18 protein-coding genes and 3 pseudogenes are annotated in these 23,111 nt (G+C 71.8%); 14 read left to right on the top strand and 7 right to left on the bottom strand.

Features of this window, described 5'->3' with window-relative positions; all coding sequences use genetic code 11:
* Positions 1-60: 60 nt before the first annotated feature.
* Genes BMZ82_RS31550 through BMZ82_RS31540 form a run of 3 tightly spaced genes read right to left on the bottom strand, consistent with a single transcriptional unit; the run spans position 61 to position 2,805 of the window.
* Positions 61-822 (bottom strand): amino acid ABC transporter ATP-binding protein, encoded by a 762-nt coding sequence (locus tag BMZ82_RS31550; protein ID WP_093780817.1) that lies wholly within the window; start codon positions 820-822, stop codon positions 61-63.
* Positions 819-1,799, bottom strand: a complete 981-nt coding sequence (locus BMZ82_RS31545; RefSeq protein WP_093780816.1) for an amino acid ABC transporter permease — start codon at positions 1,797-1,799, stop codon at positions 819-821. The genes BMZ82_RS31550 and BMZ82_RS31545 overlap by 4 nt, the downstream gene beginning before the upstream one ends.
* Positions 1,800-1,839: 40 nt before the next feature.
* Positions 1,840-2,805, bottom strand: a complete 966-nt coding sequence (locus BMZ82_RS31540) for an ABC transporter substrate-binding protein (protein WP_093780815.1) — start codon at positions 2,803-2,805, stop codon at positions 1,840-1,842.
* A gap of 624 nt (positions 2,806-3,429) precedes the next feature.
* Here BMZ82_RS31540 and BMZ82_RS31530 point away from each other — a divergent pair.
* The 4 genes from BMZ82_RS31530 (at position 3,430) to BMZ82_RS31515 (ending at position 6,936) form a co-directional block, all read left to right on the top strand.
* Positions 3,430-4,659: an NAD(P)-dependent malic enzyme gene (locus BMZ82_RS31530; RefSeq protein WP_093780814.1), complete on the top strand. Its 1,230-nt coding sequence runs from the start codon at positions 3,430-3,432 to the stop codon at positions 4,657-4,659.
* 424 nt (positions 4,660-5,083) lie between these two features.
* The gene (locus tag BMZ82_RS31525; protein WP_093780813.1) at positions 5,084-6,049 is read left to right on the top strand and encodes a zinc-binding dehydrogenase; all 966 of its coding nucleotides are present in this window, start codon (positions 5,084-5,086) and stop codon (positions 6,047-6,049) included.
* 66 nt (positions 6,050-6,115) lie between these two features.
* Positions 6,116-6,325, top strand: coding sequence for a helix-turn-helix domain-containing protein (locus tag BMZ82_RS31520; protein WP_093780812.1), 210 nt, complete (start codon positions 6,116-6,118; stop codon positions 6,323-6,325).
* Positions 6,325-6,936, top strand: coding sequence for a Clp protease N-terminal domain-containing protein (locus BMZ82_RS31515; protein WP_093780811.1), 612 nt, complete (start codon positions 6,325-6,327; stop codon positions 6,934-6,936). Before BMZ82_RS31520 ends, BMZ82_RS31515 begins: the two co-directional genes overlap by 1 nt.
* Before the next feature lie 34 nt (positions 6,937-6,970).
* Here the strand turns inward: BMZ82_RS31515 and BMZ82_RS31510 are convergent, their stop codons facing one another.
* The gene (locus BMZ82_RS31510; protein ID WP_093780810.1) at positions 6,971-8,173 is read right to left on the bottom strand and encodes a PadR family transcriptional regulator; all 1,203 of its coding nucleotides are present in this window, start codon (positions 8,171-8,173) and stop codon (positions 6,971-6,973) included.
* A 1-nt stretch (position 8,174) separates the two neighbouring features.
* Entirely contained in the window at positions 8,175-9,143 is a 969-nt protein-coding gene (locus tag BMZ82_RS31505; RefSeq protein ID WP_177244754.1) for a DUF4097 family beta strand repeat-containing protein, read from the bottom strand.
* Positions 9,144-9,324: 181 nt separating this feature from the next.
* On the opposite strand from BMZ82_RS31505, the pseudogene BMZ82_RS31500 reads away from it, so the two are divergent.
* The 3 genes and pseudogenes from BMZ82_RS31500 to BMZ82_RS31490 form a co-directional block, all read left to right on the top strand.
* Positions 9,325-10,335, top strand: a pseudogene (locus BMZ82_RS31500) (IS630 family transposase); the annotation flags it as partial.
* A gap of 216 nt (positions 10,336-10,551) precedes the next feature.
* Positions 10,552-11,646, top strand: a complete 1,095-nt coding sequence (locus BMZ82_RS31495) for an IS110 family RNA-guided transposase (protein WP_093780808.1) — start codon at positions 10,552-10,554, stop codon at positions 11,644-11,646.
* Positions 11,622-11,981, top strand: a pseudogene (locus tag BMZ82_RS31490) (IS630 family transposase); the annotation flags it as partial. The gene BMZ82_RS31495 and the pseudogene BMZ82_RS31490, both read left to right, overlap by 25 nt.
* A 129-nt stretch (positions 11,982-12,110) precedes the next feature.
* Here BMZ82_RS31490 and BMZ82_RS31485 read toward each other — a convergent pair.
* Positions 12,111-12,293, bottom strand: coding sequence for a DUF6104 family protein (locus BMZ82_RS31485; protein WP_019058231.1), 183 nt, complete (start codon positions 12,291-12,293; stop codon positions 12,111-12,113).
* A 189-nt stretch (positions 12,294-12,482) separates the two neighbouring features.
* On the bottom strand, positions 12,483-12,776 hold the full coding sequence (locus tag BMZ82_RS42855) for a hypothetical protein (protein ID WP_177244753.1): 294 nt from the start codon (positions 12,774-12,776) through the stop codon (positions 12,483-12,485).
* Between BMZ82_RS42855 and BMZ82_RS42850 the strand changes: the two genes are divergently transcribed.
* The 7 genes and pseudogenes from BMZ82_RS42850 to BMZ82_RS42175 form a co-directional block, all read left to right on the top strand.
* On the top strand, positions 12,667-14,268 hold the full coding sequence (locus tag BMZ82_RS42850) for a CU044_2847 family protein (RefSeq protein ID WP_371271335.1): 1,602 nt from the start codon (positions 12,667-12,669) through the stop codon (positions 14,266-14,268). The two genes, BMZ82_RS42855 and BMZ82_RS42850, sit on opposite strands and share 110 nt — an antisense overlap.
* Before the next feature lie 68 nt (positions 14,269-14,336).
* The gene (locus BMZ82_RS31470) at positions 14,337-16,601 is read left to right on the top strand and encodes a VMAP-C domain-containing protein (RefSeq protein ID WP_256252218.1); all 2,265 of its coding nucleotides are present in this window, start codon (positions 14,337-14,339) and stop codon (positions 16,599-16,601) included.
* 118 nt (positions 16,602-16,719) lie between these two features.
* Entirely contained in the window at positions 16,720-17,742 is a 1,023-nt protein-coding gene (locus BMZ82_RS31465) for an AAA family ATPase (RefSeq protein ID WP_093780806.1), read from the top strand.
* Between the two features lie 7 nt (positions 17,743-17,749).
* Positions 17,750-21,190, top strand: coding sequence for an SAV_2336 N-terminal domain-related protein (locus BMZ82_RS31460; protein ID WP_177244751.1), 3,441 nt, complete (start codon positions 17,750-17,752; stop codon positions 21,188-21,190).
* A gap of 25 nt (positions 21,191-21,215) precedes the next feature.
* On the top strand, positions 21,216-21,431 hold the full coding sequence (gene fxsA / locus BMZ82_RS31455; protein WP_256252217.1) for an FxSxx-COOH cyclophane-containing RiPP peptide: 216 nt from the start codon (positions 21,216-21,218) through the stop codon (positions 21,429-21,431).
* 158 nt (positions 21,432-21,589) lie between these two features.
* On the top strand, positions 21,590-22,780 hold the full coding sequence (locus tag BMZ82_RS31450; RefSeq protein WP_256252216.1) for an FxsB family cyclophane-forming radical SAM/SPASM peptide maturase: 1,191 nt from the start codon (positions 21,590-21,592) through the stop codon (positions 22,778-22,780).
* Positions 22,777-23,111, top strand: a pseudogene (locus BMZ82_RS42175) (HEXXH motif domain-containing protein); the annotation flags it as partial. The gene BMZ82_RS31450 and the pseudogene BMZ82_RS42175, both read left to right, overlap by 4 nt.

Here is a 23,111-nt window from a genome sequence, read left to right as displayed (position 1 = left end):
CTGGGTTGGGAAAGGGGCGGTACGGAGACTCCGTACCGCCCCTTTCCACTTGCCGTGGTGTTACAGGACCTTGGACAGGAAGGCCTGGGTCCGCTCGTGCTGAGGGTTGGTCAGGACGTCGCGGGGGTTGCCGGATTCGACGACCACGCCGCCGTCCATGAAGACCAGGCTGTCGCCGACCTCGCGGGCGAAGCCCATCTCGTGGGTGACGACGACCATCGTCATGCCGGACTCGGCGAGGTCGCGCATGACGTCGAGGACGTCGCCGACCAGCTCCGGGTCGAGGGCCGAGGTCGGCTCGTCGAAGAGCATCAGCTTCGGGTCCATGGCCAGCGCCCGGGCGATCGCCACCCGCTGCTGCTGGCCGCCGGAGAGCTGCGAGGGGTAGCTGCCGGCCTTGTCGGCCAGGCCCACGCGGTCCAACAGCTCGTTGGCCCGCTCCCTGGCGTCCGTCCTGCTGACGCCCTTGACCTGGACCGGGGCCTCCATGACGTTGTCCAGCGCCGTCATGTGCGGGAACAGGTTGAACCGCTGGAACACCATGCCGATGTCCCGGCGCTTCAGCGCGACCTCGCTGTCCTTCAGCTCGTACAGCTTGTCGCCCTTCTGGCGGTAGCCGACCAGCTCCCCGTCGACGTACAGGCGGCCGGCGTTGATCTTCTCCAGGTGGTTGATGCACCTGAGGAAGGTCGACTTGCCGGAGCCGGACGGGCCGATGAGGCAGAACACCTCGCCGTTCTTGACCTCCAGGTCGATGCCCTTGAGCACCTGGACCAGGCCGAAGGACTTGTGGACGCCCTCGGCCTTCACCATCGCGGTCATGCCGTGCTCCTCGAGGATCCGAACAGGTTCGCCCTGATCTTCTGGAAGACCGTGGGCGGGAGGCTGCGGCTGCTGCCGCGGGCGTAGTAACGCTCCAGGTAGTACTGGAAGACGCTGAAGACGCTCGTCATGACCAGGTACCAGATGGACGCGACGAAGAGCAGCTCCATCACGGCGTACGACGAGGAGCCGATCACCGAGGTGGAGCGCAGCAGTTCGTTGTACGTCACCACGTACACCAGCGACGACGTCTTCAGCATGTTGATGAACTCGTTGCCGGTCGGCGGCACGATCACCCGCATCGCCTGCGGGATGACGATCCGGCGCAGCGTCTTGGCGTGGCTCATGCCCAGCGCGTGCGACGCCTCCGTCTGGCCCTCGTCCACGGCCAGCAGGCCGGCCCGGCAGATTTCGGCCATGTACGCGGCCTCGTTCAGACCGAGACCCAGGAGGGCGGCCATGAACGGCGTCATGACGTCCACCATCTCGTCCTTGTAGATCGGACCGAGATTCAGGACGGGGAAGATCAGCGCCAGGTTGAACCACATCAGCAACTGCACGTAGACCGGGGTGCCGCGGAAGAACCAGATGTACAGCCACGCGATCGTGCTGGTCACCGGGTTCTTCGACAGCCGCATCACGGCGAGTACGACGCCCAGGACCACGCCGAGCAGCATCGCCAGGATGCTGATCAGCAGGGTGCGGCCGGCGCCCGCGACGACCGTCGAGTCGAACAGCGAGTCGGACACCGCGTGCCACTGGATGTCGCCGTGCGCGAACGCGTTGACGAGCAGCGCGAGGAGCGCGATGACGACCACGGCGCTGACCCAACGGCCCCAGTGGCGCACCGGGATGGCCTTGATGGCCTCCGGCGGGCCGGAGAACGCGTCCTCCTTGGCGACGGGCGGGGTGTCCTCGGGTGGTGCGCCCCCGGCGCCCCCGGGGCCCTCGGAGGACTTCTCGAGCTTGTCAGTCATGGGGACTGCCCTTCAAAAGGCTTCAAAAGGTGCGGGTGGATCACTTGCCGCCGTTGATCGCGGCAGCCTTGATCGCGCCGCTCTCGGCGCCCCACTTCTCCAGCACCTTCTGGTACGAGCCGTCCTTGATGATCGCGTCGACGGCCTCCTTGAGGACGTCGCGCAGTTGGGTGTTCTTCTTGTCGACGACGATGCCGAACGGGGCGGCCTCGTACTGCTCGCCGACGACCTCGAAGGTCTTGCCGCCGTCGGCCTTGCGGGCCAGGTCCACCGCGACCGGGTAGTCGTTGACGCCGGCCACGGCGCCGCCGGACTTCACGCGGGTCTGGGCCTCGGTGTCGTTGTCGAACGACTCGATCTTGAGGGCCTTCTTGCCGCCGCCGGTGCAGGTCTTCGACTGCGCCTGAAGGGCCTCTTCGTACGTCGTGCCGCGCTGCACGGCCACCGTCTGGCCGCACAGGTCCTCGATGGACTTGATGCCCTTCGGGTTGCCCTTCTTGACGTAGATGGCGGTGCCGGCGGTGAAGTAGTCGACGAAGTCGACGCCCGTGCCCAGCTTCTTGCCGCTGTCGTCCAGGCCTTCCTGGCGCTGCTTGTTGTCCGTGATCGACGACATGGCGATGTCGTAGCGGCCGGTGTTGACCGCCGTGATCAGGCCGTCGAAGGAGCCGGAGGTGAACGTGAAGTCGACGCCGAGCTGCTTGCCGAGCGCCGCCGCGATGTCCGGGTCGACACCCACGATCTTGCCGCCCTCGACGGACTCCATCGGGGCGTACTCGGCGTTCGTGCCGACCTTGATGACCCCCGCCTTCTGGATGTTCGCCGGGAGCTTGGAGAAGAGCGGCGCCGCGTTCGCGCTGCCGGACGACTCGGAGGTGCCGCCGCCGCCGTTGGTCTGGTCTCCGCAGGCGGTGAGCAGCAGGGCGCCCGCGACCGCGAGGGATCCGACCGCTGCCAGGCGGGTGCGCGCGGCGGCGGTCGGGCGTCGGGTGGAGCTTGCGGTCATGGTGGGTTCCTCCGGCGGATGGATGGAGTTGCCGATGGGTCGGCACATGCCGATGAGGTCGACGAGAACACACACCTTCGGGTGTCGCGACCTCGTGTGATGACGGCATCTTGCCATTCGGACTACTGCAACCAGGGGCGCGGCCATGTCAAAATCGGATAACGGGCCACCCCCGAACCGCATCAGTCCGGTACATCACGACCGGGCGGAGCCGGACCATGTGCGGGATTCTCCCGTTCCGGCCGAAAGATCTTCGGTTCATCTCGGCATGTGATCGTTTGGGTTCCGTCCCGGCCGTCGTCCCGAGTCCGCGTCGGAAGTCCGTGTCAAGGGGCTCCGGCAGCTTGGCGCGTCTTCGCGCATGAGTCATGTCACTCGTGATCATCTCTGTCGGAGGTCAACAGGCCGAGGGATGTGACCTTGCACGGATCGGACTCGTCGGCTGTGGTGTCCGTCCGGTAAGAAGGTTGTTCAACACCCCTCATCCGGGGCTCAGGGCGCGTGTGCGGCGCGCCCGACGCGCAGGCCCGTACGCATCACCTCTGGGCCCTGTGCGATGCCCGCCCACTTCTCAATCAGGAGTGGCCACCCTCGAAACCATGAACACCTAAGGGGTAAGACACAGTGGCAGCGGAGATCGTCAATCCTCGCAGCGAGAGCGCCGACCGAACGGGCCCGGAGGGTGGTGCGGAACCCCTCGATCCGTTCGATCCGGTGTTCGCGCTGCACCGTGGCGGCAAGATGGCCGTGCAGGCCACCGTCCCGGTCCGCGACAAGGACGACCTGTCCCTCGCTTACACGCCCGGCGTCGCGCGCGTGTGCACCGCGATCGCGGAGCAGCCGGAGCTGGTGAACGACTACACCTGGAAGTCGTCCGTCGTCGCCGTCGTGACCGACGGGACGGCCGTCCTCGGGCTCGGGGACATCGGGCCCGAGGCCTCCCTTCCGGTCATGGAAGGCAAGGCGATTCTGTTCAAGCAGTTCGGCGGGGTGGACGCGGTGCCGATCGCGCTCGCCTGCACCGGCGTGGACGAGATCGTCGAGACGGTGGTGCGGCTCGCGCCCTCGTTCGGCGGAGTGAACCTGGAGGACATCTCGGCGCCGCGGTGCTTCGAGATCGAGCGCCGGTTGCAGGACGCGCTCGACATCCCGGTCTTCCACGACGACCAGCACGGCACCGCGATCGTGACGCTGGCGGCGCTGCGCAACGCGGCGCGGCTCAGTGGGCGGGACATCGGTGAGCTGCGGGCCGTCATCTCCGGCGCCGGTGCGGCCGGGGTCGCCATCGCCAAGATGCTGGTCGAGGCCGGCATCGGGGACGTCGCGGTCGCCGACCGCAAGGGCGTCGTCTCGGCGGACCGGGGGGATCTCACCGACGTCAAGCGCGAGCTGGCCTCCCTCACCAACAAGGCCGGGCTGAGCGGGTCGCTGGAGGACGCGCTGGACGGCGCCGACGTCTTCATCGGCGTCTCCGGCGGTACGGTCCCGGAGGCGGCGGTCGCTTCGATGGCGAAGGGGGCGTTCGTCTTCGCGATGGCCAACCCGAACCCCGAGGTGCACCCGGACGTCGCCCACAAGTACGCGGCGGTCGTCGCCACCGGGCGCTCCGACTTCCCGAACCAGATCAACAACGTGCTGGCGTTCCCGGGCATCTTCGCCGGTGCGCTTCAGGTGCGGGCTTCTCGGATCACCGAGGGGATGAAGCTGGCGGCGGCCGAGGCGCTGGCCGGGGTCGTCGGTGAGGATCTTGCCGCCGACTATGTCATTCCCTCGCCGTTCGACGAGCGGGTTGCTCCCGCGGTGACTGCGGCGGTTGCTGCCGCTGCCCGCGCGGAGGGCGTCGCCCGCCGCTGAGGTGTGTTTGTGGTGGCCCTGTCCCTCGGGGGCGGGGCCACTTCCCCTTTCTTTGCCCACCCACCCGCCCGTTCGGGTGATGACCGGGCGCCCTCCCCGGGGGCTGCCGCCCCCGGACCCCCGCTGTCGGCCCTGAAGGGGCCTCGTCCTCAAACGCCGGACGGGCTGAAATACACCGGCCGGCGCTGGGGGCGGCGCTCCCTGCGGGTGGGTGGGGGAGTGCACCGACCGGTGGCCCCTGCGGGTGGGTGGGGGTTTGGGATGGCATGGGCCTTGTCCTCAAGCTCCCCCGGAGGGGCACCCCCAACGGGCTGAATTGCACCGGCCGGTGCCTCCTGCGGGTGGGTGGGGGGGTTCGGGGTGGCGTCGGTCTTGTCCTCAAACGTCGGACGGGCTCTCGGGGTGGGCGTCTATCGTTGCGTCTATGTTCGCCGCCTACGCCGCCCGTATCTCTCCCGACCAGCCGCTTTCCGGGCTGGAGTTGGGGGAGCGTCCGGCCCCTGAGGCCCGGTCGGGCTGGAGCACCGTCCAGGTCAGGGCCGCTTCCCTCAACCATCACGACCTCTGGTCGCTGCGCGGCGTCGGGCTCCCGGAGGGCCGGCTGCCGATGATCCTCGGCTGTGACGCCGCCGGGATCGACGCGGACGGCAACGAGGTCGTCCTGCACTCCGTGATCGGGCAGACCGGGCACGGGGTCGGGCCCGGGGAACCCCGTTCCATCCTCACCGAGCGCTACCAGGGCACCTTCGCCGAGCAGGTCGCCGTGCCGACCTGGAACATCCTGCCCAAGCCCAGGGAGCTCTCCTTCGAGGAGGCCGCCTGTCTGCCCACGGCGTGGCTGACGGCGTACCGGATGCTGTTCACCAACGCGGGGGTGCGGCCCGGTGACTCCGTCCTCGTCCAGGGCGCGGGCGGCGGTGTCGCCACGGCGGCCATCGTGCTGGGCCGGGCGGCCGGGCTGCGCGTCTTCGCCACCAGCCGGGACGAGGCCAAGCGGCAGCGGGCCCTGGAACTCGGCGCCGTCGAGGCCGTGGAGCCCGGTGCGCGGCTGTCGCAGCGGGTGGACGCCGTCATCGAGACCGTCGGCGCGGCCACCTGGTCCCACTCGGTGAAGTCGCTGCGGCCCGGCGGCACGCTCGTCATCTCCGGCGCCACGAGCGGTGACCGGCCCTCGCACGCCGAACTCACCCGGATCTTCTTCCTGGAGCTGAAGGTCGTCGGCTCCACCATGGGCACCAAGGAGGAGTTGGCGGGCCTGCTCTCCTTCTGCGCCGCCACCGGTGTCCGCCCCGTCATCGACGAGGTGCTGCCGCTCGACCGCGCCCGCGAGGGCTTCGAACGGCTCGCGTCCGGCGACCAGTTCGGCAAGATCGTGCTCACCAACGGCTGACGTCACCCGTGACGTGGTCGTCAACTAGGGTTGACGTTGTCCGGCGTGTCAACGTACGTTGACATCATGACCGAAGCAACGGATCTCGCCGCGCGGGCCGGCGACCGCGATCCACGGGTCGGCCTGCGCGCCGTCGCCGCGCTGCGCCGGCTGCTGGAGCAGTTGGAGGCGGTGCAGGTGCGCAGTGCGCGCAATCAGGGCTGGTCGTGGCAGGAGATCGCCGCGGAACTCGGCGTCAGCAGGCAGGCCGTGCACAAGAAGTACGGGAGGCAGTGATGTTCGAGCGGTTCACCCAGGACGCCCGGGCCGTGGTGCGGGCGGCGGTGGCGCATGCCGAGCGGGCGGGGGCGGAGCGGGTCGAGGAGACGCATGTGCTGCTCGCCCTGCTCGACCGTGAGGGCAGCCGCGGCTCGTTCGCGCTCGCCTCGCTCGGGCTGCCGTCGGGCGGGCGTGACGGGGTCGTCCGGGATCTGGTCGAGGTCCGCCGCCGGGGCGGTCTCTCCCGCGCCGACATGGACGCCCTCTCGGGGCTGGGCATCGACGTCTCGGAGATCGTCTCGCGGGTCGAAGAGGCGCATGGGGAGGGCGCGTTGGCGGCCGAGGGTGGGGGCCGTAGCGACTGCGAGGGTGAGGGCGAGGGGCGGGGGAAGGGTGAGGGTGGCGGTAGGTTCGGCTCGCGCTTTCTTGGGCGGAGGCCCTTCGATCGCGGGGCCAGGGACCTGCTCACCGACACCCTGCGCATCGCCCTGGGCCGCCATGAACGGTCCATCGGCGACGAGCATCTCCTGCTCGCCCTGACCGCCCGCCGCGGCGCCCCTTCGGAGATCCTCGCCGACCACGGGGTTACGTACACCTCTGTTACCCGGGTGCTGGGCACGGCCGGCTGAGGTCGTGTCCCCCCTTTCCCAACCCCCTGCCGGGTCAGGGTTTCGGGGCTCGGAGTATCACCCCGATGTGGGCCGCCGCCGTCGACAAGTGGCTGCGGACTTCCCGGAGTTGGTCGCCGGTGACGCCGTTGTCGCGGGCCGCGTCGCGGATGTCGTCCCGGAAGCGGTCGAGGAGGCGGTCCAGGTCGCGGGTCGGGTCGCCGCTGGACTTCTCGTGGGCCCAGCTCGGCTCGTACTCGGCGGGGAAGTCCTCCGGGGTGCGGGAGTACTCCGGCTCCGAGGGCGAGGCGGCGGCAGGGGCAGGGGCGGGGGCAGGGGTGGGGGTGGGGGTAGAGGCGGAGGCGGGGGCGGACTTCGGGGTGGCCGTGGTGCCGGTTCTCGTGTCGGTTGTTGTGTCGGCCGTCGTGTCGGCTGTCGTGTTGGTCGTCGTGCGGGGGCGGCCGAAGCCGAAGTCGCGGCCGTGCTCCTTGCCGAAGTCCTTGCCGAACTCGCCGAATTCCTTGGCGAGTTCCGTCAGGCCCTCGCGGACGCCGGTCGGCCAGTCGCCGCGCGTGAAGTGGTCCTGGACCTGTTCCTGGACCCGGCGCGCGATGCGCTGCACCTCTTCCTGGGCCTGGCTCCGGGCCTGCTCCTGCGCCTCGCTGGCCTGGCGGCGGGCGCGCTGGGCCTCCTCGCGGGCGCGACGGCTCTCGTCCTTGGCGCGGCGCGCCTGCTCCTTCCACTCCTGCCTGACGCGACGCATCTCCTCCTTGGCGGCGCGCCACGCCTCCTTGTCGCCGTACTCCCCGTATTCGGCTTCGCCGGACTGGCCGTCCGTGGCGTGTTCTGCGGTGCCCGGCCGACCGCCCTGGCGGGCCTGTGAGGCCGCCGCCCGCATCTCGCGCCGTAGATCGCCCGCCGCCCCGCGCACGTCGGCCCGGATCTCCGCGGCCAGTTCGGCGACCGACTCGCGGATCTCCAGCTCCAGGTCGACCAGCTCGCCGCTGCGGTCGGCCAGTTCGGCCCGGCCGGCGTCGGTGATGGCGTAGACCTTGCGGCCGCCCTCGGTGGTGTGGGTGACCAGGCCCTCCGCCTCCAGCTTGGCCAGCCGGGGGTACACCGTGCCCGCCGACGGGGCGTAGAGACCCTGGAAGCGTTCTTCGAGGAGGCGGATCACCTCGTAGCCGTGGCGCGGCGCTTCGTCCAGGAGCTTCAGCAGGTAGAGGCGGAGACGGCCGTGGGCGAAGACGGGAGGCATGTCAGAGCACCTTCTTGTCGGTCGTCGTCGTGCTGTCGGCAGGGTCGGCGGAGGACCTCTCGCCGCTCTGGCCGGAAACGGCATTGTCCCCCGAGTCGGAGGGCTGCCCGGAACGCGCCTCCCATGGCTGACCTGCCTCACCTGCATCCTCCCCCGCCTCGTCGTCCACCGGGGGGCGGCGGAGGAGGGCTATCGAGCCGGAGATCGTCGTCGCCTTCAGTTTGCCGTTGCCCGCGCCCAGGCGGCCGGTGATGCGCTTGGCGCCCCACTGGCCGCTGACCCGGAGATCCTCGAACGCGTTGGAGACCGAGCCGCTGGCGGTGTTGGCCTCCACCTGCGCGTCCGCCGGGTGGGGCAGGCGGATGGCGATCTCGCCCGAGACGCTGGTCAGGTCGATGGTCGTGGGGCGGCTCGCCGGGTCGAGGTCGACGATCATCGACCCGCTCACCGAGTCGGCCTTCACGCAGGAGCCCGCCTCGACCACGGTCAGGTCGCCGGAGACGGAGTTGAAGCGCAGGTCGCCGGTGAGGGCCTGGGCCTCCAGATTCCCGGAGACGGTGTCCGCGCGGACCGGGCCGGCGAGGCCCACGAGGGTCGTGTCGCCGTTGACCCCCTTCACCTCGGTGCGGCCGTCGATGCCGGAGATGACCGCGCCAGCGCTCACCACGCCCACCTCCACGCGGGTGCCGGCGGGGACGGCGAGCGAGACGACGGCGCTGCGGCGCCAGCCCTTGCGGTCGAGCCACTTGAGGAAGCCCTTCCAGGGCAGGTCCTCGTACGCCACCGTCAGGCTTCCGTCGAGATGGCTCACCACCAGAGGGGGGCCCTCGATGCGGGAGACCTCCAGGCGGGCGGGACCTTCCTCGGTGCCCACCACGTTCACAGTGCCGTTGACGATGCGTACGTGCAGTTCGCTCACGGGCTCGTCGAAGGAAAGCTTCCTCGGCTCGGCGACGGACCATTCGGACATGGTGCGGACCTCCTCCACGGCAACGACACGACACGCCATATCGCGTCTTCCTGAAACACGATATATCGCGGTCGGGGAAAGTCAAGACACACGAAAGGGGGCGTCCCCCTAGTGTGATGCGCCAGAAATCCTGAGGGTTAGTAAGTACCCTGTTGTCATGTCGCATTCGGGGCCTGCTGCTGTGGCGATCACGTTGTCCGAGGCCGAGCGTGCCGAGTTGGTGCGCCGGACGGAAATGCCGCACCGGCGCTCGGCCGAGAAGGCCCGCATCATCCTGACGTGTGCTGATGGCATGTCAAACGCGGCTGTCGCACGGCTCGTCGGTGTCCAGGCCAAGACGGTCGGCAAGTGGCGTCGGGCTTTCGCGGCAGAGCGGATGGCCGGGCTTGAGGACGCCGGCTGGATCGGCCGGCCGAAGGCCGACCTGATCCTCGACGATGCTGAGCGCAGGCAGCTGCAGCAGTGGGCGCGGCAGGCCAAGACCGCCCAGTTCCTCGCGTTGCGAGCCAAGATCGTGCTGCGCTGCGCGGAGGGCGGGACGAACCAGCTGGCCGCCGCCGACCTCGGCATCGACAGGTCGACCGTGGACCGCTGGCGGGCCCGGTTCATCGCGAAACGCCTCGATGGTCTGCAGGACGAGCCGCGCTCGGGCCGGCCGCCTTCGATCCTCCTCGACCAGGTCGAGGAGGTCGTCGTGGCCACCCTGGAGTCGCTCCCGGGCCAGGACACGCACTGGTCACGGGCCTCGATGGCCCAGCGCACCGGCCTGTCGAAGTCGACGATCGGGCGCATCTGGAAGCGGTTCGACCTCAAGCCCCACCTGCAGGACTCCTTCAAGCTGTCCACTGACCCGCAGTTCGTCGCCAAGGTCGTCGACGTCGTCGGCCTCTACCACCACCCGCCCGAGAAGGCGGTAGTGCTCTGCGTGGACGAGAAGAGCCAGATCCAGGCACTGGACCGGTCCCAGCCGGTGCTCCCGATGATGCCGGGCATGCTCGAACGCCGCACCCACGACTACTGTCGGCACGGCATCACCAGCCTGTTCGCCGCCTTCAACATCGCCGACGGCACCGTCATATCGGCACTGCACCGCCGTCACCGGGCGATCGAGTTCAAGAAGTTCCTGGTCCGGATCGACAAGGCCGTGCCCGCCGGACTCGACGTGCACCTCGTCTGCGACAACTGTGAGACTCCTGGGGTGCCGCCGGGGGCCGGAGCCTGACCCGTGCGACAACTGGCCGCAGATGCCTTGGAGTAGATCTGTCGGCTCCGGCCCCGGGCGGTGCTTGCTGCCGCCGGACCGGCGGGCGTGTCCCGATAGGGGCCTTGCCCTACAAGGCACCATCACAGTTCTGACCGCCCACCCGGCCCGGCGTCGGCCATCAGCCCCAGCCGATGAAGGAGCCGCGTGACCGTCACCAGCATGCCCCAGCCGACCCTGCCCGCACAGCGGGCAGCACAGCCCGCAGAGGACGTGATCCTCGGGGTTGACACCCACAAGGACGTACACGTCGCCGCAGTGATCACCGTGCTCGGTGCACTGCTGGCTCACCAGGAGTTCCCGACCACCGCTGCCGGATACCGCCAACTCCTCGCCTGGGCCCGCTCCTTCGGCATCCTGCACCGTGCCGGAGTGGAGTGCACCGGATCCTACGGAGCCGCCCTGGCGCGCTTCCTGCGGCAGGAGAACATCCACGTCATCGAGGTCAACCAACCCGACCGCGCCACCCGGCGCAAGCGGGGCAAGACCGACGCCGTCGACGCGGACGCCGCCGCCCGCGCCGTTCTGTCCGGACGCGCCACCACCACGCCGAAGACGGGTGAAGGCCCGGCCGCGGACCTGCGCGTCCTCAGACTGGCCAAGGAATCGGCCGTCAAGGCCCGCACCCAGGCGATGAACCAGCTCAAAGCCGTACTCCTGGGCATCGACCCCGTCCTGCGCGAGTCCTTGTCCGGACTCAGGAACCCGGCGCTGATCGCGCGGTGCGCGGACGGCCTCGCCGACAGCGACGACGCGGCCGCATTCACCCTCCGGCTCCTGGCCCGCCGCATCCAACACTTGACCTGCGAGGTTAAGGATCTCGCCCGCCGAGTCACCCAGGCCGTCCGCGCACACCGCCCACAGCTGCTGGAGATCGTCGGCATCGGGCCCGACAGCGCCGCAGCCCTCCTCATCGCAGCCGGCGACAACCCCGACAGGATCGCCACCGAGGCGTCATTCGCCGCTCTGTGCGGCGTCAGCCCGGTCGAACAGTCCTCCGGCAAGACCCAGCGCCGACGGCTCAACCGCGGGGGCAACCGGCAGGCCAACGCAGCCCTCTACCGCATCGTCATGACCCGCATCCGCTGGGACGAGCGCACCCGCTCCTACCTGGAGCGACGCACCGAACAGGGCCTGTCGAAGCGTGAGATCATCCGCTGCCTCAAACGCTACGTCGCCCGCGAGATCTACCGCCACATCCAGCCGAAGACAGTCACCCCAACTCCCTCTCCCGCCACTTGACGAAACATAGGGGCATCTACGCCACCCACAACACCGCCGAGATCAGGACGTGGCTCGGCAAACACCCCCGCTTCCACGTCCATTTCACCCCCACTGGCTCCTCCTGGATGAACCAGGTGGAGCGGTGGTTCGGCCTGCTGACCGACAAGCTCATCCGCCGTGGCGTCCACACCTCCGTGAAGGCACTGGAGGACGACATCACTGCGTGGATCGACACGTGGAACGAGAACCCGCGGCCCTTCACCTGGACCAAGACGGCCGACGAGATCCTCAACTCCCTCGCCGACTACCTCACCAAGGTCGGAACCACCGGTTCGAGAACAGAGCAGAAATAACCCTCAGGATTTCTGGCGCATCACACTAGGGACGCCCCCTTCAGGATCCGCAGATGCCGCAGATGCCGCAGATCCGTGGCTGCCGTTGCCGCTGTCGCTGCTGCCGTTGCTGCATCCGCCCCGGCTGACCTACTCGTCGTCCTCGTCGTCGTCCAGCCGTGCGAGCCAGGTCGCCAGGCGCTCCACCGGCACCTCGAAGTCCGGGTTGAGGTCGACGAACGTCCGTAGCTGCTCGGCGAGCCACTCGAAGGTGACCTCCTCCTCGCCGCGCCGCTTCTCGAGTTCCTCGATTCCGCGATCGGTGAAGTACATGGATCGTGCTCCGTGGGTCGGTCGCAGGGATAGGCATCCCGCCTCGGGGGAAGGACCCTTGTTCCTGCGAGGGGAGGGAGAGGTCCGCTCTCCGGTGAGGGAGGGGACAGGAAAAGGATAGGTGCACGGGGACGGCGCCCTGTGGGCCGCCGGGACCGAGGGGATCGAGAGGGCCGAGGAGACCGGGGCTCAGGGACTGGGGCCTGGGGGACTGGGACGACGGGGGAGTGTCATGAGTGGTGAGGACGTGACGCGCGTGGCGCGCATCGCGCTGCCGGACGGGACGCCCGTGTGGGCGCGGATCTCGGGGGCCGGGGAGCTGGCCGCGCCGTCGGGGCGGCTGTCGTACAGCGACACCGGGTTCGCCGAGCGGGTGGAGGCGAGCGTGGAGAGCCTGCACGCGCTCGTCACCGGGGTCGCGCGGTCCCTGGCGGAACCGCTGCGCGCGGTGCGGCCCGACGAGGTGAGCGTCGAGTTCGGCATCGAGCTGACCGCAAAGGCCGGAAAGGTAGTGGGCCTACTGGCCGACGGCGAGGCCAAGGCCGGCATCACGGTAACCCTCACCTGGACCAGCGGCCCCCCAGACCTCACCACACCACCAACTCCAGAGACGCCACCAACTCCAGAGACGCCACCGGCTCCAGCCACGCCACCGGCTCCAGCCACGCCACCGACTCGCGACGCGCCGCCAGTTCCCGACGTGCCACCGGCTCCCGTTGCGCCGCCAGCTCCGGGCGCGTCACCGGACCTCGGTGCGCCACCGGATCCCGGAGAGCCTCGGGACCTCAGCCTGCCCTCGGTGCCCGACGCGTTACCGGCCTCCCGCGCATGCTTGAACCCCAGCGCGGCATCGGCCCCCAACGCCTGCTTAGCCCCGCTCGCGCGCCTGGCGCCCGACGTGCCACCGGCGCCGCCTGCGTGCTTGGCTCCGCTCGCACCGCCAGCTCCCGGCGCGGCACCGGCCCTCGGTGCGCCACCGGATCCCGAAGGGCTTTCGAACCTCAGCCTGCCCTCGGCACCTGACGCGCGCCCGGCCTCCCGCGCCCGCCTGAACCTTGGCGCACCATCGGCCCCCAACGCCCGATCAGCCACACACGCCCGCCTGGCCCCCGACGTGCCACCGGCTCTGCATGCGTGCTTGGCCCCGTTCGCGCCGCTGGCTCCCGAAGCGCCTCCGGATCTTGGCCTGCCTTCGGGACCCGACGCGTCACTGGCACCGCATGCGCGCCTGGCCCCGCCCGCACCGCTGGATCCCACCGCGCCACGGGCCCCGCACGCGCCCCTGAACCCCACCGAGCCACGGGCACCCCACGCCCGCCTGAACCTCGATGCGTCACCGGCCCCGCACGCAGCAGGCCTGTCCCCGCACGCACCCCTGAACCTCGATGCGCCACTGGCCCGGCATGCCCACCTGGCCCCCGAAGCGCTACCGGCCCCGCCCGCAGGCCTGGCCCCCGAAGCGTCACCGGCCCCGCCCGTACGGTTGGCCCCGCACGCACCCCTGGCTCCCGAAGCGCCACGGGCACCCCACGCCCGCCTCAACCCCGAAGCGTCACCGGCCCCGCACACATCCCTAAACCCCGACGCACCCCCAGCCCCCACCGCCCGCCTGTCCCCCCACGCACCCCCGAACCCCACCCCACCACCAACCCCCACCGCGCCTGTAACCCTCCACGCACCCCCAGCCCTCTCCGCACCCCCTGCCTCCGGTGCCCAACCGGCCTCCACCGCACCCCTCGCCCTCCACACACCCCCAGCCCCCTCCGCACCCCCACCCCCCGGTACCCAACCGGCCCCCACCGCACCCCCAATCCCCCACACCCCCCCACCCCCCAGCGCAGCACCGTCCGCCACGTCCGCCACGTCCGCCACGTCCGACACGTCCGCCGCGCGGCGCGGTTGGTGCGCGGGCGCGTCTCCCGGCGCGTCGGTGCATGGGGGCGTTGGGGGCCGTGTTGGTGGGGGTGGGGCGTGACGGGCGGGCACGCCCCGGGCGCATCGAATGCGTTCGATGCGGCCCGCCGTGCGCTGCGTGGACTCGTCGTGGCGGCGACCGTACGCATTCATCGCCCGGTGGTCGGGTATGCCCTGGAGGAGCCCGGCACGTTCCTCGGGAGCGGCTTCTTCATCGCCCCGAACTGGGTTCTGACCTGCGCACATGTGGCCTGCGGCGGGGAAGGGGGCGAGGTCGCGGTGGTGTACGAGACAGCGCCGGGGCGCGGCACGTCGACCGCGCCCGGCAGGGTGGTGGCGACACTCCCCGACCACACAGGGATGACCGACCACACAGGGATGACCGACCACACAGGGATGATCGACCGCACCGAGTGGGCCGAGCGACGGACCGCGGCGGTGTCGTCCGGTAACTGGCCTACTCCGGATCTTGCGCTCGTTCAGCTCACCGAACCCGTCGACGACCACGAGTGTGTGTACGTCTCCGAGCGGCCGGCCGCCTATTACGGCGAGGGGCGGGTGCTGTACGCCGGGTGGACCGAGAACGAGGGGCGTTTACAGGTCATCGACGGGACGCTCACCGTGCAGGGCACCATCGGTGGCTGGTCCTCGGACGTGCAGATGCGGCTCGGCGACAACGACCTGCCGTACGGCGTCTCGGGCGGCCCCGTGATCGACCCCGTGCGCGGTGAGGTGATCGGCGTCCTGAAGGCCCGCTCGGACCACCGGCCCGGCGGCACGTCCACCGGGATCGAGCAGTTGCGCACCCTGCGGGTGCCCGCGGCGGCGGTGCCGGCCGAGCACAGCGACCTCTACCAGGCGGTGTTCCACGCGCACGACCGCTACCACCGCGACCGGCAGCGCCACCCCGCCTCCCGGCGTCAGACCTGGACCGACGTGCAGGCCAGGCTCGGCGCCCGCCCGGGCCGCACCCTCACCCCTGACGAGCGGATCCAACTGCTGGGCCGGCTCGCCGAACTCCCGCCGCCCGAGAGCACCCGCGGCCTGCTCGACATCCTCGACGCGCTCCCCGACCTCCAGGCCCCCACCCCGCTGCCCGCACCACGCGGCTGGCGCGACGGCCTCGGGGCGCTGTACGAGAGCGCGAGTGACGACGGCGCGCTGGAACTCGTACTCGACTACGCGATGCTGGCGATGTCGGCTCCGCGCCCGTTCGTCGTGCCCAGCACCCCGGACGCGGAGAAGGCCCTGTGGGTGTGGGTGTGGCAGGCCGCGCAGCGGCTCAGCGCCCGCTACCGGTCCGGCCTCGCCGAACAGCGCGTCGAACGGCTGCGCCAGCGGGACGAGGCCGACGTCCCCGACCTCGTCCTCGGGCCGTCCGGTAAACCCGGCGGACGCAAGCAGCACCGGCGGCAGCAGCGCCGTACCGCGGTCGACGCACGTGCGCGTGCCCGTGCCGTCGGCAGTGCGGGCCGGCCGTCCGCCCTGCTCGAACTGGTGCGGCGCGGCTGGGAGCCGGACCGTTGCGACTGGTCCGTCTCCGTGGCCGCGCCCGGCGGCGAGGCGGTCCGGCTGCACGAGGCCGAACGCACGCCCCTGGCCGACCTGTCCGCCCACGTCGCCGGCCCGCTCGCGGAGGCCTTCCGGCAGTGCGACGAGCCAGGCCGGCCCGCGCTCCTCCAGGTGGCGCTGCCCCACGCGCTCCTCGGCCTGGCGGTGGACACCTGGCAACTCCCCACCGACGCCGAGCAGTTGGGCGCCCTGCGGCCGGTCGTCGTGCGCTGCGCCGACCGCGACCGGCTGTCCGACGAGGCGTTCGACGCGTCGTACGACCCGACGGCACGATTCGGCCTGTTCGAGAGCGAGGACGAGGAGGGCGAAGAGGACGAAGACGTCGACGCCAGTGATGGTGATCTGGACGATCTGGACGATCTGGACGTCGAGCGGCGCGCTCGCTGGCGGTGGCTGCATGCGCACCGTGCGAAAGCCGAAGTCCTGGACTGCGACGACGGGTTGCGTAAACCCGTGCCGACCGTGGAGCAGTTGCGCGCGCTGTCGCACGGCACCGTCCCGGTGCTCTGCCGGTACGGCGATCTGCGGTACGAGGACGACGCGGAGGCGCTCGCCCGGATCGTGCTCGGCGGCTACGGCGTGGCGCTGTGGCGCAGGCGGCGCGGCCGGCCCGACGTCGTGTGCGGGGAGTTCCACCGCGGCACGATCGACGAGATCGCCGAACCGGCCAGCGCCCACCACCTCCCCGAGGCCGTGCACGATCTGCGGATGCGGCTGCGCGCGGGCCGCACCGAGTCCTTCTGGGCGGACGGCGTCGCCCTGCTCTACGACGATCCGCACCAGCCCCTCCCCGGTACCGGGGACCTCCTGGAGGCCCCTTGAACTCACCCGCGCGCAGGGCTTGTCGGCGCTTTCGGCCCCTTACCCAGGCACCCCAGGATGGATAACGTGATGCACGTTCGGACGGCCGCGGCGGTGGACGAGTGACGAGGACCGGATCATGACCGAATCCAGTGAGTGGCTCATCTACCGAGGCGCCGGCGAACCCCACGACGGTCTGGAGCGGCTGCCCGCCCCGCCCCCCTGGCGGGACTTCACCAGCCGGGACGCGGCCGGGTCCGGCGACGGCTCCCAGGACCGCAGGCTCGGCGCGCACCGGCACCTTGCGGAACTGCACCGGCCGGGCGCCGAGGAACTGGAGATGATCAACGCGGCGCTCTATCTGCGCCGCCCCCTGCTCGTCACGGGCAGCCCCGGCGCGGGCAAGAGCACGCTCGCGCACTCGGTGGCGTACGAACTCGGCCTCGGCAGCGTGCTGCGCTGGTCGATCGTGAGCCGTTCCGCGCTTCAGGACGGGCTCTACCACTACGACGCGATCGCCCGGCTTCAGGACGTGCAGATCGCCGCGCAGGGCGGGTTCGGGGCGGCGGCGGGGCTGCCGGGCGCGGTCGAGGGCATCGGCAGCTACATCCGGCTGGGCCCGCTCGGCACCGCGCTGCTGCCCTCCGACACCCCGCGCGTGCTGCTCATCGACGAGCTGGACAAGAGCGACATCGACCTGCCCAACGACCTGCTGAACGTCCTGGAGGAGGGCGAGTTCGCGATCCCCGAGCTGGAGCGGATCGCCGACCGGCTGCCGGACGGCGAGGCGGAGGTGCTGACCGCCGACGGGGTGAAGGTCCGGGTGCGCGACGGCCGGGTGCGCTGCCGCGCCTTCCCGTTCGTGGTGCTCACCAGCAACGGGGAGCGCGACTTCCCCGCCCCGCTGATGCGCCGCTGCATCCACCTGGAGCTGGGGCGCCCCGACCACAACCGGCTCGCCACCTTCGTCCGCGCGCATCTCGGTGCCGAGGCGGCGCGTGCCGGGGACGATCTGATCACCCGGTTCCTGGAGCGGTCGCGCAGTGAACTCCTCGCGGCGGACCAGTTGTTGAACGCGATCTACCTCACCGACGCGGCCGCGCCGCCCAGTCGCGACCGGCTGGCCGACCTGCTCATCCAGCGACTCGACCGCCCGAGGTGAGGGCCTGATGCCCGACGCAGCGGCCCGCCACGGTCCCGTCCCGCCCGGCGGGCACCGTCCCGAGACACCGAACTCCGGCGCGCGGGGCGGCGATCCGCTCGCCGAGCTCGTCGCGCGGTTGCGTGACGTCGGACTCGACCCCGACGTACCGCAGTTGTGCGACGCGTTGTGGCTGGCGCGGTGGACCCGGCCGGTGGTGGACGACCCGGTGCCCGAGGACCCGCCCGCCGGACCCGGAACCGGCGACCGCCCCCTGCCCCGGCTCGACGGCTCGCACGGCAAGAACGGGGTCGCGCCTCCCGAGAGCGAACGGCCCGCGCCGCCCGCGCGGGACGTGGCGGCCGACGGGCGGGTCAGCCTGTACCCGGTGCCGCAGGACGGGACGCCCCGAACCCGTGGCGCGGGCCGGGCGACCGCGCTGCCGGTGGGCGTGCCCGCCGCCCCGGCACTGCCCTCGCCGCTCGAACTCCAGCGCGCATTACGGCGGTTGCAGCGCTACCGCAGCCCCGCGCCGCCGCTGCGCACCGAGTTGGACGAGACGGCGACGGCGGAGCGCAGCGCGCAGGCCGGCGGCCTGATCCTGCCCGTCCACCGGGCCGTCACCCGGGCCGACGCCCGGCTGCAACTGGTCCTGGACGCCTCGTCGTCGATGCGCGTGTGGGACCGGCTCTTCGTCGAACTCCAGCAGGTCTTCGGCCAGTTGGGCGCGTTCTCCGACATCCAGGTCAGCCATCTGCACCAGGGCCCGGACGGCGATCCGGCCGTCAGCCGCAGCCCGGACGTGTACGCCGCGCCGCTGCACTCCGCGGACCGGCTCAGCGACCCCACCGGCCGCCGCATCGTCCTGGTCGTCAGCGACTGCGCGGGCCCCCTGTGGCACAGCGGCCACGCGCACCGCCTGCTGCACCACCTGTCCCGGCAGGGCCCGGTCGCCGTGCTCCAGCCGCTCCCGCAACGCCTGTGGAACCGCACCCGACTCCCCGTGATCTTCTGCGAGTTGAGTCGCGGCGAGACCCTCGGCGGAGCGGCCGCGCTGCGCGTCCGCACCCCGGCCGGCACCCCCGCCGAGGCCCGCCGGGGCGCGCTGCCCGTGCCGGTGCTGCCGCCCGAGCCGGTGGCCCTCGGCGCTTGGGCCAGGCTGCTGTCCGGGGCCGGCGCCGGGCCCGTACCGGGCGCCGTGGGCTGGGTGCGCGCCGACCAGCCGCCCGCGCCCGCCGCGCGCGCGGACCGGCGGCGCACGCCGTTCGAGCGGGTCAGCAGGTTCAGCTCCAGCGCCTCGTCGGCCGCCGGCCGCCTCGCCGTCTATCTGGCCGCCGCCCCCCTGTGCCTGCCCGTGATGCAGCTCGTGCAGCGCACGATGCTGCCCGACTCGGGGCCCGCCGAACTCGCCGAGGTGCTGGTCGGCGGCCTCGTCACGCGCGCCTCGGAGGAGTACTCGGGCGACGGCGCCCAGTGGTACCGCATCGAACCGGACGTCCGCGACGCCCTGTTGTCCCGGCTCGGCCGCGACGAGGCCATGCTCGTGCTCAAGCACTGCTCCGAGTACATCGAGCTGCGCTTCGGCAAGGGCGGCCCCAACTTCCCGGCCCTCGCCCTGGCCCAGCTCGGCGACGGCGGCGCGGGCCGCCCCTACGCACCCGCCACCCCCACCCCGGACAACGGCGACAGCAGCGACAACGGCTACAACGGCGATAGCGGCTACAACGGGGACCACGGCGGTAACGGCGCGGGCGGCGGGGAAGCCCCCGTTCCGCAGCCGTTCGCCGAGGTCGCCGCCCGGGTGCTGCGCCGGTTCATGCCGCTGCCCGAGCAGTTCGAGACCCCCGGCGGCCGCACCGGCCCCGGGCAGACCGCCGACCGGCCGACACACCAGGCGGTCCGCCGGGCCCGCGCCCTGATCGAACGCTTCGACGGCGAGGGCATGATCCAGGACGCCATCGACGCCGTGCAGTTGCTGCGCGGCGCCACCGCACACGAACGCCCGGCCGGTGCGGACCCCGAACTGTGGGCCGAGTACGCGCACTGCACCCTGCGCCTGTGGGAGGTCCAGGGCGGCGACGACCTCCTCCAGGAGGCCGAGGCAGCCGCCGAACGTGCCACCGCGCACCCGCGCCGACTGCGCGAACGGGCCGTCCTGGCCAGGGTGTTGCACGCGGCGGCCACCGACCGCAGGCGGCGCGGCGACCGGACCGGCGCCCTGGACCTGCTGCGCCGCGCCGACCGCGAGTACGCCGTCGCCTGCGCGGCCCCCGACCTCGACGAGAACCAGGCGCTGAAACTCACCCTGGAACGGGTGCGCGCCCTGGACGCGCAGTGGCGGCTCGGCGGGGACAGCGCGCTGCTCCAGGGCGCCGTCGGCATGCTGGAGGCCTTCGCCGACGTCTGGCCCGACCGGCGGCTGCGCCCGCCCGAACTCCCCCTGGAACACGGCCGGATCCTGCTGCGCCTCTCCGGCGCCACCGCCGACCCCGTACAGGCCCGCCTCTACGCCGAGCAGGGCGCGCAGTCGCTGCGCAACGCCCTGGACACCGCCGCCGAGCCGCCGTACACCGCCGAGTCGGCACGCGCGCGTGTGCGCGTCCTCGGCGACCTGGTCGACGCGCTGCTCCAGGCGGGCGGCCCGCTGGACGACGCGCAGGCCCGGGTCGACGAGGCCCTCGCCCTGGTGCGCGAACAGGGCCGGCGGGCGGCGCTGCTGGCGCGGGCCGGCCGGATCGCCGTCGCCCGCCACGCCGAGTCGGGCGACCCGGCGGAACTGGAGGCGGCCGCGGACCGCTTCGCGCAGGCCGCCCAGCGCATGTCCCGGGACGCGCCCTCGCACGCCGACGTCCTCGCCGAGTGGGGCGAGGCGCTGCTGCGGCTGGCCGGGCTGCAGTCCGGGCCGCGCGCGCGGGACACGCTGTCCCGGGCGATCCGCGTCCTGCGGGACTGCCGGATGGAGACCCCGGCGGGCAGCCGCCAGGTCGCCCACCGGCTGCTGCTGCTCGGCCGCGCGCTCATGCTGCGCTACCGGGCCCGCGGGGACCGCGTCGACCTGCGCGAGGCCGAGCACCTCTTCGGCCTCGCGGCGGCCGAGGCGGAGGACGATCCGCTGCTGGCCGCCCGCTGCCGTCTGGACCTCGGCCAGGTCCAGTTCGAGGCCTACCGCAGCCTGCGCCGGCCGGCCCGCCTCGACCTCGCCGTCGACGCGTTCCGCGACGCGACGGAGGCCGCCCGGGAGGCGGAGGGGGTGGCCGAGACCGAACACCGGCGCCATGAGGCCGTCGAACTGTGCGCGCAGGCGCACCACTGGCGGGGTATGTCCTATGAAGCGGCGGCCCGGCCGCGCGCCGCCCGGGAGGCGTACCGCCTGGCCCGCACGGAGTGGTCACGGCTGCCGGACGACTACTTGAGCACGGGCGAGCCGACGGCACAGCAGACGGCGCAGCGGCTGGCCGAGCTGGGGTGAGAGAGCGAAGGGGAAGGGGAACGGGATGGCGAACGGGATGGACGCACACGTGGAGCCGACGGCGGACACAGAAGTGACGGGAGATCTGCCGGATCTATCAGAACTGCTTGACCTGACGGCGTTGGGGCTGGCCGAGTTGGGGTCGATCCGGCACCCGCTGCTCCAGGAGGTGTTGGCGGACCTGCGGGAGCGGGCCAAGCGCCCGAGCGAGGTGCTCTGGGGCTTCAGCAGCTCCTTCTGAAGCCGTTTCCGGAGTTCCTTCTGACATCGGTTTCGGTCGTATCGTCCACCGAATCGGACAGCCTCGAACAGTCCGGGTTTGGGGTGTCCCCCGGGGCGGGCAAGCGGTTCCCGTGGGAGCGGGGTCGTGCCGCGGGGATCCGACAGGGGGGTGCTGATGTGTCCGAACAGCACGTGCCCTTCCGGCAGTTCATCGTCAAGGTGCACGGCCGCTGCAACCTCGCCTGCTCGTACTGCTACCTCTACGAGGGTCCCGACGACACCTGGCGAGGGCGTCCCGCAGCCGCGTCCCCCGAGGTCCTGGACCGCACCGCCGACCGCATCGCCGAGCACGCCCGAGCCCATGGCCTGACCGCGCTCTCGCTGATCCTGCACGGCGGCGAACCGTTGCTGGCCGGGGCGGACACGCTCGGCCGGTTCACCACGCTGGTCCGCGACCGGGTCCCGGGCGGCTGCACGGTCCGCGCCGTCGTCCAGACCAACGCGACCCTGCTCACCGAGAAGCGCCTCGCGACCCTGGCTCGGCACCGGGTCGGCGTCGGCATCAGCCTCGACGGCGGTCTCCCCGCCCACAACGCGCGCCGCGTCGACCACGCGGGACGCCCGTCCTGGCCGGCCGCCGCACGCGGGGCACGCATGCTCGCCGACCGCTTCCCGCAGACGTACGCCGGAATCCTGGCGGTCGTCGACGTCACGCAGGACCCGGTACGGACGTACGAGTCGCTGCTCGCCCTGCGCCCACCGGCCCTGGACCTGCTGCTGCCGCACGGCAACTGGTCGGCCCCACCGCCCCATTGGGACCGTACGGCGTCGGTGTACGGCGACTGGCTGTGCGCCGTCTTCGACCGCTGGTGGCAGGCCGGGCGGCGGGAGACACGGGTACGGCTCTTCGAGGAGTGCGTCGCGCTGCTGCTCGGGCTGCCGGCGAACTCGGAGACGCTGGGACCGGCGCCCTTCGACGCCGTGGTCGTCGAGACGGACGGGTCGATCGAACAGGTGGACGCCCTGAAATCGGCCTACCAGGGCGCGGCCCACACCGGCCTGGACGTCTTCCGACACGACTTCGACGAGGCGCTACGGCATCCCGGGGTGGCCGCCCGACAGGCAGGCACAGCGTCCCTCGCCGACCGGTGCCGGTCCTGCCCGCTCCTCCAGGTCTGCGGCGCCGGCCACTACGCCCACCGCTACCGGACCGGCCACGGCTTCCGCAACCCCTCCGTGTACTGCGCCGACCTACAACGCTTCATCCGCCACGCGGCGACCCGACTCGCGGAAGCTGGATCCGGTGCCGTACCCGCCGCCACCAACGCCGCCACCGTCCCGGCCTCACCCCGAGGGGGCGCCCCGTGATTCTTCCGGCGGTCTGGGAGCGGGTCCTCGCCGAACTCGGGCGGTCCGAGGGGGGTGCCGACACGCTCGCGCTCCTCGTCCGGGACCAGGACACCCGGCGGCTGCTCCTGCTGCGTGCCGTGCTCGACGCGGCTGAGGGCGCGGATACGGCCATCTGCGGCGGCGCGGAGAAGTCACGGCTGCGGGACGACTGGGCACTGCTCGCCGAGGCGGACCGCGTCGCGCCGGTCGGCCCTTGGGCCCCCGGCAGCCTCGAGGACCGTGCGGTGCCGCCCGGCTCTCGGGCACCCGGCAACCTCACCGACCGCCTCGCGGACCGTGCGGTGCCGCC

This window comes from Streptomyces sp. yr375, from assembly GCF_900110755.1.
GTDB lineage: Bacteria > Actinomycetota > Actinomycetes > Streptomycetales > Streptomycetaceae > Streptomyces.
Note: the sequence above shows the minus strand (reverse complement) of the source record. Positions and strands in the feature narration are given on the sequence as shown.